Annotated in this window: 13 protein-coding genes; 4 read left to right on the forward strand and 9 right to left on the reverse strand. The window is 45.4% G+C overall.

Annotation, left to right across the window (positions count from 1 at the left end):
* Positions 1-91 precede the first annotated feature (91 nt).
* Entirely contained in the window at positions 92-1,144 is a 1,053-nt protein-coding gene (gene queA, locus EX191_RS18150) for a tRNA preQ1(34) S-adenosylmethionine ribosyltransferase-isomerase QueA (RefSeq protein ID WP_046874341.1), read from the reverse strand.
* 270 nt (positions 1,145-1,414) lie between these two features.
* Positions 1,415-2,578, reverse strand: coding sequence for a S1 family peptidase (locus tag EX191_RS18155; RefSeq protein ID WP_193448208.1), 1,164 nt, complete (start codon positions 2,576-2,578; stop codon positions 1,415-1,417).
* A 323-nt stretch (positions 2,579-2,901) separates the two neighbouring features.
* On the opposite strand from EX191_RS18155, the gene EX191_RS18160 reads away from it, so the two are divergent.
* Positions 2,902-3,351, forward strand: a complete 450-nt coding sequence (locus EX191_RS18160) for a CBS domain-containing protein (RefSeq protein WP_005391583.1) — start codon at positions 2,902-2,904, stop codon at positions 3,349-3,351.
* Between the two features lie 124 nt (positions 3,352-3,475).
* Here the strand turns inward: EX191_RS18160 and aceA are convergent, their stop codons facing one another.
* The 3 genes from aceA to EX191_RS18175 all read right to left on the reverse strand — a co-directional run bounded on the left by aceA (position 3,476) and on the right by EX191_RS18175 (position 8,050).
* Positions 3,476-4,789, reverse strand: a complete 1,314-nt coding sequence (aceA, locus tag EX191_RS18165; protein WP_005391585.1) for an isocitrate lyase — start codon at positions 4,787-4,789, stop codon at positions 3,476-3,478.
* A gap of 120 nt (positions 4,790-4,909) precedes the next feature.
* On the reverse strand, positions 4,910-6,538 hold the full coding sequence (gene aceB / locus EX191_RS18170; protein ID WP_193448209.1) for a malate synthase A: 1,629 nt from the start codon (positions 6,536-6,538) through the stop codon (positions 4,910-4,912).
* Between the two features lie 606 nt (positions 6,539-7,144).
* Positions 7,145-8,050: a hydrogen peroxide-inducible genes activator gene (locus EX191_RS18175; protein ID WP_005383681.1), complete on the reverse strand. Its 906-nt coding sequence runs from the start codon at positions 8,048-8,050 to the stop codon at positions 7,145-7,147.
* Between the two features lie 199 nt (positions 8,051-8,249).
* On the opposite strand from EX191_RS18175, the gene EX191_RS18180 reads away from it, so the two are divergent.
* The 3 genes from EX191_RS18180 to ppk2 all read left to right on the forward strand — a co-directional run bounded on the left by EX191_RS18180 (position 8,250) and on the right by ppk2 (position 10,735).
* Positions 8,250-8,861 carry a peroxiredoxin C gene (locus EX191_RS18180; RefSeq protein WP_005381738.1) on the forward strand — a complete coding sequence of 204 codons (612 nt, stop codon included), beginning with the start codon at positions 8,250-8,252 and terminating at the stop codon, positions 8,859-8,861.
* A 283-nt stretch (positions 8,862-9,144) separates the two neighbouring features.
* Entirely contained in the window at positions 9,145-9,888 is a 744-nt protein-coding gene (locus EX191_RS18185) for a copper homeostasis protein CutC (RefSeq protein ID WP_373275599.1), read from the forward strand.
* A gap of 70 nt (positions 9,889-9,958) precedes the next feature.
* Positions 9,959-10,735, forward strand: coding sequence for a polyphosphate kinase 2 (gene ppk2, locus EX191_RS18190; protein ID WP_005381743.1), 777 nt, complete (start codon positions 9,959-9,961; stop codon positions 10,733-10,735).
* Positions 10,736-10,797: 62 nt separating this feature from the next.
* Here ppk2 and phoU read toward each other — a convergent pair whose 3' ends face one another.
* The 4 genes from phoU to EX191_RS18210 are packed head-to-tail and all read right to left on the reverse strand — an operon-like array spanning position 10,798 to position 16,256.
* Positions 10,798-11,496, reverse strand: a complete 699-nt coding sequence (gene phoU / locus EX191_RS18195; RefSeq protein WP_005381744.1) for a phosphate signaling complex protein PhoU — start codon at positions 11,494-11,496, stop codon at positions 10,798-10,800.
* 30 nt (positions 11,497-11,526) lie between these two features.
* A complete protein-coding gene (gene pstB / locus EX191_RS18200) occupies positions 11,527-12,345 on the reverse strand; it encodes a phosphate ABC transporter ATP-binding protein PstB (RefSeq protein WP_005381745.1) in 819 nt (272 codons plus the stop codon).
* A gap of 2 nt (positions 12,346-12,347) precedes the next feature.
* Positions 12,348-14,021, reverse strand: a complete 1,674-nt coding sequence (gene pstA / locus EX191_RS18205; protein WP_193448211.1) for a phosphate ABC transporter permease PstA — start codon at positions 14,019-14,021, stop codon at positions 12,348-12,350.
* 30 nt (positions 14,022-14,051) lie between these two features.
* Positions 14,052-16,256 carry an ABC transporter permease subunit gene (locus EX191_RS18210; protein ID WP_193448212.1) on the reverse strand — a complete coding sequence of 735 codons (2,205 nt, stop codon included), beginning with the start codon at positions 16,254-16,256 and terminating at the stop codon, positions 14,052-14,054.
* Between the last annotated feature and the right edge of the window lie 68 nt (positions 16,257-16,324).

Consider the following 16,324-nt stretch of genomic DNA (forward strand, 5'->3'; position numbering starts at 1 on the left):
AAGGAGCGGTCGCTTTTCCTTGCGAGAGATAAAGCAGAGGTTCTGCTCTATTTCCTAGCTTACTGCTAGCACTCGTAAATCTTATTTTTTACTAAATCGTTTTCTTCTTGATGAACATTGAATCACCATATGAGAAAAAGCGATATTTGTTTTCTACCGCATGCTTGTAAGCATTCATGGTGTTCTCATAACCTGCAAATGCACTCACCAACATGATCAGTGTGGATTCTGGCAGGTGGAAATTGGTAATCAAGCAATCCACAAGCTGATATTCGTAGCCAGGAAAAATAAAGATTTCTGTATCACCAAAGAATGGGACCAACTCAGTCCCTTTTTTCAATGCGTCTTGCGCTGCGCTTTCAAGTGAGCGTACCGATGTAGTACCAACAGCAATAATTCGTCCACCGCGCGCTTTCGTCGCTTTAATTGCTTCGACGACTTCTTGCGGTACTTCTACGTACTCAGCGTGCATATGGTGATCGTTGATGTTTTCTACTTTTACTGGCTGGAATGTACCTGCCCCAACGTGCAAAGTGACGTAAGCAAACTCTGCGCCTTTCGCTTTGATTTTCTCTAGTAGAACATCATCAAAATGAAGACCCGCTGTCGGCGCCGCTACTGCGCCTGGCTTCTGGTTATATACGGTTTGGTAACGCTCTTTATCTGCATCTTCATCTGGGCGGTCAATGTAAGGAGGAAGTGGCATGTGGCCGATTTCTTCCAAAATTTCTAATACCGTCTTATCAGCGTTAAATTTCAGTTCAAATAGAGCGTCATGACGCGCCACCATTTCTGCTGAGTATTCATCATTCTCGCCAACAATGATGGTTGTACCTGGTTTTGGAGATTTAGAGCAGCGAACGTGCGCGAGGATGCTTTTCTCGTCAAGCATGCGCTCCACCAGCACCTCTAGCTTACCACCCGACTCTTTACGACCAAAAAGACGAGCAGGTATAACACGAGTATTATTAAACACCACTAGATCACCGGGTTGAACTTGGCCCAATACATCAGTAAATGTGCCATCAATTAGCTCTCCGGTATTGCCGTCCATTTGTAATAGTCGGCTAGCGGTACGCTCTGGCTGAGGGTAACGAGCGATAAGTTCATCTGGAAGGTCGAAATGGAAATCTGATACTTGCATGTTACTTGTCTTATATATTGGTCAAATCACGTCTAGGACGACGATAAAATTGCGACGAGTTTTTCGCAGCAGACTAGTATATGTTTACATGCTGCAATAGCAAGCAAATCCCCAGAATATCACTGTAAAAGCCATGATGAAGAGTGTAATAAAACGTGAAAAACCGCGATCACTTGGCATTGTTTTTCAGTTTAAGCCGACAGAAATGGAACATTAAAAAGCAAAGCAGCGCATAACGCTGCTTACTCGTTTGGTATTCAAATCGCCCTATCAAACCTCACGCCTTCGCCACCACGCCAAGGGCACGAATAGACCCAATAGCCACAGACCGAGACTGCCACCATCATCTGACCCTTTGAAATCACAGTTATTGGTTGCGATACCGTCGTGACACTCTTTATCTCCGCCGACTTCGTTATTAGCCTCTTTAATAAAGTTCGGTGCAATGATGTAGCTACTTGGTGGCACATCGGCAGTAATGTAAGACTGTACCCAGTCGTAATATTGGCTCACCTTGGTGTAGAAACTTGGAATCGTCAAAGAGCCACAAGTCGGAAGAATGAGAGGTCCACCGCTAACAATACCAATCTGTTTTCCCGTCGCCACATCGACCAGCGGACCACCACTGTCACCTTTACATGCAGAGTTACCATATTGGGTGTGGCTATCCGGCTCTAATACTCGGTTTTTCGTTGGTAGCGTACAGATTTTGGTTTGGTTTTCTCTTGAGTCGATGATCCCTGGAAAACTGCTGCCAATTTCTAAACGCTCATAACATTTGTCGATGGGTAAAAATGTACTAATGGTGGTTTTGAGCGTATTGGAAGGTTCAGAAGCATCCGGCTGAGTGGTCCCCCACCCAAACACTTGCACATTTTCGACACGTTGATTGGTCAGGTAATTATCGTTCCAATCCGCAGCCAAACGCGCTTCGATACTCTCCATGTCGGCTTTGTTTGCTAAATCAGCAAAGCTCGCGTTTGCCACTGGGCGCGTGAGATACAGCAACGCGATGTCTGAGTCTAAACCGGTTTGGATAGGTTTCACGTTGCCATTACTGTCGGTCTCAGCTTTTGAAATCCGCGTGTAATCAGGATGAACCACAACGTGAGACACCGGATAGAAGTTATCAAGCCCTGCTGAATTAAGTTCGTGCACATTCGCATTCACCGACAACTCGCCCGGCGGGGTCACATAGTAGCTTGCTTCGTTCGTTCCCTGCCCCATTACCACGCAGTGTGCCGCAGTCAACACCCACTGCTCCGTCAGCATGGTGCCGCCACACAGTGGGAACTCTGCCATATTACTTGCTCGTAAAGTAACACGATCAACAGAGTCGGTTAGTTCATCTCCTAACACAATCGCCTGTGCAGATTGCACACTGAATGCCGCCACTGCCAGCGCAATGAGTTTGTTACACGTTGTTCTTTTCATTTAGGTTGCTGTCTTCAATTTGGTAAGCCTGAACGTATCTTCTTCGAGAGACGAATCTTGGAAAATCCAGCGAATAAAAATGTGCGATTCAATTCATTGGATTACCTTGGCGATCCATTCAATATCAATCAAAAATGCCAACTGACTCGCACACAAACCGACTTATTCAAATTAATAAAAACGTCGATAAGACACAGATTACGCAGACAAAAAGAAGCGCAAGTGTATTGTGCTATTTAATTGATGAAAAACGAGTTAGCTCCCAGATATACAGAAAAATATTCTCTATATTTAAGAGAAGGACAATGCCGCTGGAGGTCTCTATGATCAAGGTTGAAGACATGATGACTCGTAATCCTCATACCTTACTGCGCACGCACACCTTGCGTGATGCAAAAAGCATGATGGATGCGCTTGATATTCGCCATATTCCGGTTGTTGATGCCAATAACCACTTACAAGGCTTGGTGACTCAACGCGACATTCTTGCTGCTCAAGAATCGAGCTTGCACCCAGATGAGGCTGAACAATCTTTTACTCTAGATACACCGCTCTACGAAATGATGCACACTAACATCATGACTGCCGAACCCATCGCGGGGCTTAAAGAGAGCGCTATCTACATGCAAAAGCACAAAGTTGGCTGTTTACCTGTTGTCACCAAGGGTCGATTGGTAGGCATCATTACTGACAGTGACTTTGTGACCATTGCGATTAACTTATTGGAACTGCAAGAAGAAGTGGAACCCGAAGAAATCGAGCCAGAAGAATAATACGCAAACGCGTTATCTTGGGTGTAAATTTCGTTTCTTAAACGTTTTAAACGAAAAAAGAGCGGCAGGGTTGCCGCTCAAAATGCCATTACTGACGCTGATTAAGGAAGTGTTTCTCTGCCAATTAGAATTGGTCTTCTTCGGTCGAACCTGTCAATGCGGTCACTGAAGAGTTACCACCTTGGATGGTATTGGTCATTCTATCGAAGTAACCTGTACCTACTTCTTGTTGGTGTGCAACAAATGTATAGCCTTTTTCTGCCGCCTGGAATTCAGGACGCTGAACTTTCTCAACATAATGACGCATACCTTCACCTTGAGCGTAAGCGTGTGCCAGTTCGAACATGTTGAACCACATGTTGTGAATACCTGCTAGCGTGATGAATTGGTACTTGTAGCCCATGTCTGCCAACTCTTGTTGGAACTTAGCAATGGTTTCTGCATCTAGATTCTTCTCCCAGTTGAACGATGGCGAACAGTTGTACGCCAACAGTTGATCTGGGTATTCAGCGTGAATCGCTTCTGCAAACTTACGTGCTTCTTCCAAACATGGCGTCGCTGTTTCACACCAGATCAAATCTGCATACGGTGCGTAAGCTAGGCCGCGAGAGATGGCTTGGTCGATACCAGCGCGAACGCGGTAGAAACCTTCTTGAGTACGCTCTCCTTCAATAAAGTCTTTATCGTATGGGTCGCAATCTGACGTAATGAGATCTGCCGCATTCGCATCAGTACGAGCAATAACCAAGGTTGTTGTACCCGCTACATCAGCAGCTAAACGAGCAGCAACCAGTTTTTGTACCGCTTCTTGCGTTGGAACTAATACCTTGCCGCCCATGTGGCCACATTTCTTCACCGATGCTAGCTGGTCTTCAAAGTGAACGCCCGCTGCGCCTGCCTCGATCATCGATTTCATGAGCTCGTAAGCGTTAAGCACACCACCAAAGCCCGCTTCAGCATCCGCTACGATTGGTAGGAAGTAGTCAATACCGCCTTCATCTTCAGGCGATTTACCTGCTGACCATTGGATTTGGTCTGCACGACGGAACGAGTTATTGATGCGTTTTACTACTGACGGTACAGAATCGACTGGGTATAGAGACTGGTCAGGGTACATCGTTGAAGCGGTGTTGTTGTCTGCCGCTACCTGCCAACCAGATAGGTAAATCGCTTCAATACCAGCTTTAGCTTGTTGAACAGCTTGGCCGCCTGTCAGCGCGCCCAGACAGTTTACGTAACCTTTTTTCGCGCTACCGTTGACCAGTGACCAAAGTTTGTCTGCACCACGTTGTGCAATTGTGTTAGCTGGTACCATAGAGCCACGCAGTTCCACCACTTCCTCAGCAGTGTATGTACGCTTTACATTTTTCCAGCGCGGGTTAGTTGCCCAGTCTTTTTCCAGAGCTTCAATTTGTTGGCGGCGAGTTAAGTTAGTCATTGGTCTATCCCTCTTTATAATTTGCACTTTATGCGTGTGCGTTGAGTTTCCGTTCTCAGGCAGTACTTCCCTATCTGCCTTGAAAATCCTTCACGTTATTGGTGTTACAGTTATTCTTTATTAATCCAGGTAGTCATAACCAGGAACTGTTAAAAAGTTGGTCAGCTCATCGCTCGTAGTGAGCCTTGCCATCAAGTCTGCCGCTTCTTCAAATCGACCCGCTTGGTAGCGCTGCTCGCCAATTTCTTGTTTCACTACTTCAATCTCTTCTTTTAGATAGAGCTCGAACAGATCCTTAGTGACCTTCAATCCGTTATCTAGCGACTTGCCGTGTTGAATCCATTGCCAGATAGAAGCACGAGAGATTTCAGCTGTCGCCGCATCTTCCATCAAGCCATAAATCGGTACACAACCATTACCAGAAATCCAAGCTTCGATGTATTGCAGCGCAACACGAATATTGTGGCGCATTCCGGCTTCTGTACGCTCGCCTTCACAAGGCTCGAGTAGTTCAGCCGCTGTAATAGGTGCATCCTCTGAACGACTCACATCCAATTGATTGGTGCGCTCGCCCAGTACAGCACTAAAAACTTCCATCGCGGTGTCAGCCAAACCTGGATGAGCTACCCAAGTACCGTCGTGACCGTTGTTTGCTTCTAGCGATTTGTCAGTCTGGATCTTGTCTAATACTTTTTGATTCTCTTGCGGGTCTTTCGCTGGGATAAAGGCGGCCATTCCTCCCATCGCGAAAGCACCTCGTTTATGACAAGTGCGCACCAATAATCGCGAGTAAGCGTTCAAGAATGGCTTGTCCATAGTGACCACTTGGCGATCTGGCAGTACGCGTTCAGGGTGCTTCTTCAAGGTTTTGATGTAGCTAAAGATGTAATCCCAGCGACCACAGTTCAAACCAACGATGTGTTCTTTAAGCGAGAACAGAATCTCATCCATTTCGAATACGGCTGGTAAAGTTTCAATCAGCACAGTCGCTTTGATGGTGCCTGTATCAAGACCGAAATAGTCTTCCGTGAAATGGAACACTTCGCTCCACCACTTCGCTTCGTGATGCGATTGCAGTTTTGGAATGTAGAAATAAGGGCCGCTGCCTTTTTGAAGTAACGCTTTGTAGTTGTTATAGAAGTACAGAGCGAAATCGAATAGCGCACCTGGAATGATCTGACCGTGCCACGTAACGTGTTTTTCTTTTAAATGAAGGCCGCGAACACGGCAGATCAACACCGCTGGGTCATCTTCCAGCTGATAATGCTTGCCATTGCCAGGGTTGGTGTAACTGATGGTGCCATTCACGGCATCGCGTAAATTCACTTGCCCATCCAGCACTTTACTCCATGCTGGAGACATTGAATCTTCGAAGTCTGCCATGAACACTTTTACATTCGAATTCAGTGCGTTAATCACCATCTTGCGATCAGTTGGTCCGGTAATCTCCACACGGCGATCTTGCAGATCTTGTGGGATTCCCTGGATCTTCCAGCTTCCTTCACGGATGTCTTGTGTCTCTGGTAAAAAGTCTGGCAGCTCACCTGCATCGATACGCGCTTGCTTCTCTTCTCGTGCTTCCATCAACTGCTCAACACGTCCAGCAAATTTTTCACACAGTAGAGATAAAAAGGTTTGGGCTTCAACAGGGAAAATTGCTTGATGTTCTGGAGCAACGACTCCATTCACCTCAAGCATGCCTTGGGTTTGCTTTAGTTGTTGTGTTTTTTGTTCTGTCTGAGCAAGCATAATCATTCATCCTTAACGTGCTTTATCCATCTTGGGCAGTCAGCGTAAAGCTACATTTGTAAGTTATGAACAACAAATTACATCCTTTAACTTTGTGTTCAACTCGTCTAGCCATGTCGATAGATTGCGTAATGTTATGTGTATTTTCAATCTAGACATAAGTCTTATCGGCCTTTAAATAAGCTATCTCAACAAAGGGTTTAACGAAACCCCCAAGATAAACAAAACAGAAAATTCGAAGTTTTATTCGGCAGGGTAAAAACCGCCTATCGAACACCTATTTTTGTAATTTATTACGTAATTAAATTACATTAATTTTAAGGTCGATTTATCATTTCAAACGAGTGTATGAATATAGACTGGTAAACAAACTCCTTGTATTCACAAGGGCTGGCAAGGTGGATTCAAACAAGGGTCAAACAAGACATACAAGGTTTTGTGTAAAATTAACATTGTGAAATTTCACTATTTTATGAAAGCTTCATCAAAGAAGAGCTGTAAAATTTTACAAGTCAAAGTTCACCAACAGAATAAAATACTAGAAAGCGCACTGTTTTCAGTGCGCTTTTAGATAAATAATGGAGATGTAGAGGCTAATACTAATAGCTAAAGCAGTTCGGAAACGACTTCTGCAAGCTGATTAAATGTTTTCGTTCTTGATGAACTCGGACGCCAAACTAAGCCAATTTCGCGATAGGCTTGCTTTCCTGGGGGATCGATCACGACTAAATTCTGGTTATGCAGCAGGCCGTGGTCGATAGCCATTTGAGGAATGAACGTCGTTCCCAAACCATTCGCAACCATTTGCACCAAAGTATGAAGGCTGGTTGCTGTAAACGGATTAATTTTTTCTTTATCTGTTAATTTACACGCAGATACCGCGTGTTCCGTTAAGCAATGCTCTTTCTCTAATAAAAAGACGGATTCGTCAGGTAAATCTGCGTAACGAATCGGCACAGGCACCGATTGGGCTTGATTCGCACTAATAACCATTCGAAACGGATCCTTACCCACCACTCGACTTTCCATACCGTCAATTTCCACTGGCAACGCTAAAATGAGCACATCCAACTCACCGTGTCTAAGCGCTTGAAGTAAGTTTGTTGTCGTGTCTTCTCTTAATAAAAGATTCAGTTGTGGGAAACGGTAGTTAACCTCTTGCACCAAATCACACAGTAAAAACGGAGCAATTGTTGGTATGCATCCCACTTTTAGCTGGCCTTGCATATCGTCGCCTTGGCACATACGTCCAAGCTCGACCAAATCTTGCCCTTTTGCTAACAGCTCTCGCCCCTGCTTTACTACCATTTCTCCTGTTTGGGTAAAAACCAGTGGACTTTTCTTGTCTTTCTTTTCATATAATGGACAACCAATCAATTCCTCTAAGTTTTGAATACCTTTACTTAAAGTCGACTGACTGACAAAACAACGCTCTGCAGCGTCACTAAAATGTCTTGTTTCATGCAGCGTGACTAAGTAGTGCAACTGCTTCAAACTGGGCCATTTATTCATAATTGTATTTGTATCTACCGCCGTTCCAGTGATCGAGTTAAGAGTTTTGCTATTATCGTTTTTTTCGATTAACTCAATCTATTTATTTCGCTTTTTTCAATACTACAATCTGTACTATAGTTTGTCTCGTACAAACACGGACCAAACCGACACAACTGAATTCGGTTTGGAACTAACCATACTTTTTAGGAGCAAAAAAATGGTACTAGTAGGTCGTCAAGCCCCTGATTTTACTGCAGCAGCTGTTCTAGGTAACGGTGAAATCGTTGAAAACTTCAACTTTGCAGAGTTCACTAAAGGTAAGAAAGCAGTAGTATTCTTCTACCCACTAGATTTCACTTTCGTTTGCCCATCTGAGCTAATCGCATTCGACAACCGTCTAGCTGATTTCCAAGCTAAAGGTGTTGAAGTAATCGGTGTTTCTATCGATTCTCAGTTCTCTCACAACGCATGGCGTAACACTGCTATCGAAGATGGCGGTATCGGTCAAGTTAAGTACCCACTAGTTGCTGACGTTAAGCACGAAATCTGTAAAGCTTACGACGTTGAGCACCCAGAAGCAGGCGTTGCTTTCCGTGGTTCTTTCCTAATCGACGAAGAAGGCGTTGTACGTCACCAAGTAGTTAACGACCTACCACTAGGCCGTAACATCGACGAAATGCTACGCATGGTTGACGCTCTTAACTTCCACCAGAAGCACGGCGAAGTATGTCCTGCACAATGGGAAGAAGGTAAAGCAGGTATGGACGCATCTCCAAAAGGTGTTGCAGCGTTCCTATCTGAGCACGCAGCTGACCTAGGCAAAAAATAATAGACCTTCACCCTAGCTCAACGGGTGTGATGGTTGGATGTATATAAAGCAAAAAGCTAATGCGGAAAACCGCAAACGCCAATCAGTCTAAGTAAAGTCCTATCAAAGCCCAGAGCAAATGCTCTGGGCTTTCTTTTACCTTCAGATAAACCGCCAAAATGAGGTAACGCTGCAGCGTAAACTTTACCTCTATTTCTCATGCCCTCCATACAGATTCTGCTTACTGGCCCTGTTAATATCTTAACCACAACACTTACTTGTAACGTTAGCAGGATAAATGAACGTGGTTACTCACCTAGAAGTCTGTATCGATAATATTGAATCTCTGCACTACGCCATTGCTGGCGGCGCCACTCGGATTGAGCTTTGCTCCTCTTTGGCTTTAGGCGGGCTAACACCCAGTTATGGCTTTATGCAGCAAGCCGCTAAGCTTTCGACTATTCCGGTTTATGCCATGATTCGCCCACGCCAAGGTGACTTCTTCTACAGTGAAGAAGAGATCGAAATGATGCGTTGGGATATTGAAGCGGCTCACCAATCGGGCTTGGATGGTGTGGTTCTCGGTGTACTCACCCAAGAGGGGGATATCCACATGCCCTTTGCAACAGCACTGTGCGAATTCGCACAGGAATTAGGGCTGGGCGTAACGTTCCATCGTGCTTTTGATCAATGTAGAAACGCTCAATCAGCATTGGAAGAGGTCATCAGTTTGGGCTGCGAACGCATTCTCACTTCAGGGCTCGCACCTTCTGCGCCAGCAGGCCAGAAAGTACTTAAATCTCTTGTTGAACAAGCCCAAGGACGCATTGCAATCATGGCGGGTGCTGGCGTTAATGCAAGTAACGTACGTGCATTAGTAGAAGACACTCAAGTTCCTGAAATCCATCTGTCAGGCAAAACGACTCGACCTAGTAAAATGAACTTTGTTGCTGAACAAAGCAAAATGGGCGCAACTGATGTCGATGATTTTTTAATCCCCATCACAAGTACACAAGCCATTACCGATGTCGTAGCAGCTCTCAAATAGACGACCGCAACCTCACACGCATAGCTTTTGAGTGCTAACATATTGTTTATCAAGGAGTGAGGAAAGGTGTATGTCTAAATTGAAGAAAAAGGAATACGAAAAGGAGCTCAAAAACCTTCAAGTTGAGCTCGTAAAACTTCAAGAGTGGGTCAAACACAAAGGGTTAAAAGTGGTGGTTCTGTTTGAAGGCCGTGATGCTGCGGGCAAAGGCGGGGTGATTAAACGCATCACAGAAAAGCTAAACCCGCGTGTTTGTCGCGTGGTCGCTCTGCCTGCACCGACAGAAAAAGAAAAAACACAATGGTACTTCCAACGTTACGTCGCTCATTTACCATCTGCTGGTGAAATCGTTTTATTTGACCGAAGTTGGTATAACCGAGCGGGTGTCGAAAAAGTCATGGGGTTCTGCACTCCAGACGAATACGAGGAGTTTTTACGCTCTTGCCCTGAGTTCGAGAGAATGTTGCAACGCTCTGGGATTATTCTGATTAAGTATTGGTTTTCGGTTTCAGACGAAGAGCAGGAAAAACGTTTTCTAGGTCGAATTAATACGCCGATCAAACGTTGGAAATTCAGCCCAATGGATTTGGAGTCACGTCACCGCTGGGCGGAGTATTCGGAGGCAAAAGATAAGATGTTTGCCTATACAGACACGAAAAACTGCCCTTGGTGGGTCGTCCCTTCTGATGATAAAAAGAAAGCGCGCTTGAACTGTATCAGCCATTTACTTAGCCAGATTGATTACAAAGCACTTGAGTACTCACCCATCGAATTACCTGAACTCAATAAAGAAGGTTACGTCAGAGCGCCCATTGATGACCAGACCTTCGTTCCTGATAAATATTGACGTGCTTTCCCTCTCCCTAATAAATAGACCAGACTAAAAGCTGGTCTATTTGTTGAAATCAGTTACTTCAGTACGTCATCAATACTTTGATCACCTAGGTGGCGTACATCTTTCCCTTTCACGAAGTAAATAATGTATTCACAGATGTTCTGGCAACGGTCCCCCACGCGTTCAATCGCGCGTGCCGACCACATCACTTGCAGAATGTTGGGGATATTTTTTGGATCTTCCATCATGTAAGTCATCAACTGACGAATCACCGCTTCATACTCTGCGTCTAGTTTGTCATCTTGCTTGTGCACCTCTGCTGCCGCTTCTACATCCATGCGGGCAAACGCATCCAAAACCTGATGCAGCATATTAATTGCCTGACGGCAGAGAGGCTCTAACGACACTTGGAATTGTCGTTCTTTTGATGATGGGCTTTCAATGGCAACGTAAGCAATGCGTGTCGCCACGTCACCGATACGTTCTAAATCAGTGATCGTTTTGATGATAGCCATGATTAAGCGCAAGTCTTTTGCCGTTGGCTGACGCTTAGCAATAATGCGTGTGCAGGCGTCATCGATCGAGACTTCCATCGCATTCACTTTATGATCGTCACGCACAACCTTACGCGCCAGTTCGATGTCTTCTTTATGCAAGGCTTGAATAGCATACGAAAGCTGCTGTTCTACCAAGCCACCCATGGTTAATACATGAGTACGAATCGATTCTAGCTCTACGTTAAATTGTCCTGAAATATGACGTCCAAAGTGCATGATGTTCCTTATTCCGTATAGAGTCGCGACTTAACCGTACCGACCCGTAATGTAATCTTCGGTCTGTTTCTTCATTGGCGAGGTGAAGATCGAGTCCGCGTCAGAGTATTCAATTAACTTACCCATATGAATGAATGCGGTGTGATCACTCACTCGCGCCGCTTGCTGCATGTTATGGGTAACGATAACGACAGTATATTGAGTCTTAAGCTCATTGATAAGCTCTTCAATAGTTAAAGTTGAGATTGGATCCAACGCTGATGTCGGCTCATCCAATAACAGGACTTCCGGCTCAATCGCCACCGCGCGCGCAATGACCAAGCGCTGTTGCTGACCACCAGATAAACCAAATGCGTTCTCATGCAAGCGGTCTTTTACCTCATCCCACAACGCCGCCGAGCGCAAGGATCGCTCCACTGCGTCATCTAAACTGCGGCTGTTTTTTACACCTTGTAAGCGTAAGCCATAAACTACATTTTCATAAATAGACTTAGGAAATGGATTGGGTCTTTGAAACACCATCCCAACTCGGCGTCGAAGTGTCGCAACATCGACATTGGGATGATAAACATTCTTGCCATGTAGACGCACTTTACCTGTGACTCGACACCCTTCCACTAAGTCGTTCATGCGATTGATGCAACGTAATAACGTCGACTTTCCACACCCTGAAGGACCGATAAAAGCGGTGACTCGCCCTTTGGGAATTCGCATCGAAATATCATGCAGCGCCTGAGTTTGACCATAGAACAGATTAAGGTTCTCGATTGAGATTGCTGTTTGTTCATCCGTTAAATTATGAACGTCCAATGGTGGCTCATAACCTAATGTACTATCAAAATTAAACATACTTAATCTTGTCCTAACGTTCTGTATTTTTCTCGTAAATTATTGCGAATACTGATTGCTGTTAAGTTTAGCCCGACAATCACTGTCACGAGTAAGAAAGAGGTGGCATAAACTAATGGTCGCGCAGCTTCGATGTTGGAGGTTTGAAAGCCAACATCGTAAATGTGAAAACCTAAATGCATGAACTTTCTATCCAAATGCACATAAGGGAATTGCCCGTCAACCGGTAAACTGGATGCCAATTTCACGACCCCCACCAGCATCAGTGGCGCTACTTCGCCAGCTGCACGCGCAATCGCAAGGATGAGCCCTGTGATAATAGCTGGCGTCGCCATAGGCAAAACCACACGCCATAGTGTTTCGAACTGAGTTGCACCAAGCGCCAGAGAACCATGTCGTACTGAGCTCGGAATACGAGTTAAACCTTCTTCTGTCGTCACAATCACAACTGGAAGCGTCAGCACGGCAAGAGTTAGTGCAGACCATAACAAACCCGGCGTACCAAAGGTTGGTGCCGGTAGCTTCTCCGCATAGAATACGTTGTCGATAGAGGCACCTATCGTATAAACGAAGAAGCCTAAACCAAACACGCCATAAACAATCGATGGAACACCCGCTAGGTTTATAACTGCAATACGAATAACCCTGGTTAGAGCGTTATTCTTAGCGTATTCATGCAGATAGATAGCGGCGATCACCCCAAGTGGCATCACAATGATCGACATGATGAGTACTAAGAAAACCGTACCAAATATCGCAGGGAACACGCCTCCTTCAGAGTTCGACTCTCTTGGATCTTCAGATAAAAACTTCCAAACCTGCTTCCCCCAGTGCATGACTTTATCAGGCAGTGACATTTGGTTTGGGTACCAGTAGTCCAAAATGTCTTCGAGCGGAATCGATACTTGTGAGCCCGTCATATCCTCGACAATCAGGGCATAGCCAGAAAGCTGTAATCGTAAGCCATCAAGCTGCAAATCTAACGTCGCAAGCGCTTTTTCTATCTGCTCTTTTTTCGTCTGATTTTCCTTTAAGAAGCTTTCTGTCAGCGTGTCATTCAATTCATGCTTGCGCTTTTCTAATCGCAACTGCTCTAGTTTCCAACCAAGCTCTTTAAGCTGATCGACCACCAAAGAATCAATCTCATGGCGCAGAGTTTCTGCATCATCAAGTTTTTTGTTCAAGATTGATTGAATATCGTTGGTGTATATATTATCGCCATCTTGAAACGCCACCAGCTTACCAAAGAAATAACCACCGCTACTGCGCTCTATCACCGCCCACTCTTTTGGCGTCGTGGGGTCATCCAACTGCATTTGCAATACGGAGATAAAATCAGCAGGATACAACTCTCGGTTGGCGATTTTGATACTGAGTCGCGTAGCAAAGTCTTCATCGTCTTCTAATTGCTGCGCTGCGCTTTCAGGCAGATAACTCTTCGGTACAAAACTGCGTTCATACACTTGACCAATCAGAATAGTATTTTCATGTAGCACTTCGCCTTGCACAGGAGTCAGCGCTGCAACATTCCACTGATACAAGGGCGCTGGCCAAAAGTAAGTCAGGCCTTTCCAGCCGATAAGGAGTAACAACCCTAATACCGACAACAAACTGATGCTGACTGCACCGCCTGTTAGCCATATCCACGGTGCGCCAGAACGAATCCAATTTAACACGTCATTACTCGCTCTTTATTCAAACCATTATTACAACGCACGGTACTTGTCTCTCAGTCTCTGACGAACCCACTCCGCAAGCGCGTTTACTGCAAACGTAAACACAAACAAAATCAATGCAGCTAGGAACAGCAGGCGATAATGCGAACTTCCAACTTCCGACTCTGGCAACTCAACGGCGATGGTCGCCGACAGGCTGCGCAATCCTTCCAAAATATTCCAATCCATTAACGGCGTATTGCCCGTTGCCATTAACACAATCATGGTTTCACCAACAGCGCGTCCCAGGCCCATCATAATGGCAGAAAAAATACCTGGGCTTGCGGTAAGCAAGACAACATAGATTAAAGTTTGCCAAGGCGTGGCCCCTAATGCCAAAGAACCATCCGATAAATGTTTCGGTACAGAGAAAATGGCATCTTCGGCGATGGTAAAAATCGTCGGGATAACAGCAAACCCCATCGCTAACCCCACCACCAATGCATTGCGTTGATCGTAACCAATACCATGCTCGGTTAAGAATAAGCGCATATCGCCACCAAAGAACGTCTGCTCAATCGTAGGAGAAATCCACACGCCAAGCCCAATCAGTACCAATATGACAGGCATGAGCACTAAAGCATGCCAACCATTAGGCAGACGATTACGCAAAGGTTGCGGTATTAATGCCCATAGCCCGCCCATAATCATGGTGCTCAAGGGCAAAACAAACAGCATGACGACGATCGTAATCAGGTGATCTTCGACAATAGGCGCGAACCACAGCCCCGCTAGGAAACCAATGATCACCGTCGGCAGTGCTTCCATTAGCTCAATCGACGGTTTTACGACACGACGCATGCGTGGCGACATAAAGTACGCCGTATAAATAGCACCTAGCACTGCGAGCGGTACTGAGAACAGCATCGCAAACATTGCCGCTTTTATCGTCCCGAACGCAATAGGTACTAGGCTGAACTTAGCCTCAAAGTTATCGCTCGCCGAAGTCGATTGCCACACAAATTCAGGCTCAGGATACCCTTCGTACCACACTTCTTGCCATAATGAGGACAAGGAAATTTCCGGATAGGCATTGTCCACTTCCGCAACATTTAACTCATTACTTTGCCAAGTGATTAAGTAGCGTTCATTGTTGGACATTGCTGCGATTACGGGCGCTTGATTGTACGCACGCTTAAACAACACCAGTTTTTCACTGGTTGTATAATGGCTTTGCAACGTGCCGTTGGTGTAAAAGCTATAAAATCCTTTTCGATGAGAATACGGCAACAAATACTTAAGCTCTGATGCCAATTTAAAATCACGAATATGCGTTAACGTGCGTCTCTCTTCTTGCAGCGTATCAAACCATTGCGACACCCGACCATCGTTGTGTGTCACCAAAAGCGAGTAAGCACCAGCCAGTAGGTCCATTGTACGAACGGAGTGCTTCTTATCACCTTGAGTGAGGTCGACCACCTCTCGCACAGCAAATTTACGTGCGGTTTTCTTTAACACGATCAACTCAGAGCCATCGCGTAAATAAAGCGTTTCACCATCAGGTGTCAATAACATTTGCTGAGGTGCATCAAAGCCCGAAGAGAACGTAAAATCGATCGTTGTCGGAGGCGTACCCAAAGACGAAGCCACTTGCCAACGAGCCTTCACTTCACCGCTTTGTGTCTGCCAAACAATTGTTGGTAAGGGCGTTGAAGCTGCAAACACAAACTGAGTCACAGGATCTTGAGGCGTACTCAGCGTCAGATCCATGCTGGTGTCTAGCTCAATCACTTCCGGAGGACGTGTATTTTCTCTCAACGTGGCATTAAATTCAGGCTTGAAAAGGTGCGCTTTACCCTGCCCATCAACAAACCCATACCAACCTAGTCCAGGAGCAGATTGAGAGAAAGCGACGGGTTCCTGGACGATTTGCTGTTTATACACTGCAGGCTTCGTAGGATCGTCCATCGACAAATATTGAATCTCACCACTTTGGGTTAGAACGAACGCGAGCTGAGCGTAATCATCCACCGAAATCGCCAGTGGTGTTTCAATATGGGTGGCTCGAATGGCTTGGTTGGTTTTGATCTCCGCATCAGAAAAAAGCGGAATGATCACCATGGCGAGGTAGACAAAGATCAAAATAAGCGCTGCGAGAACGCCGACACCACCGGATGTCACTGCAAGTCGAACTAAACGATCTTTTATCAGTCGTTTCTTATCTTTTTCCTGCAATGAAAACTCGGCTTGTGCCATTTAAATCTCTACCTTTTTTGACTTAGTACTAGAATATGTCGTTAAGATGACAATTATATTACAGATCA

This window comes from Vibrio chemaguriensis (assembly GCF_012275705.1).
GTDB lineage: Bacteria > Pseudomonadota > Gammaproteobacteria > Enterobacterales > Vibrionaceae > Vibrio > Vibrio diabolicus.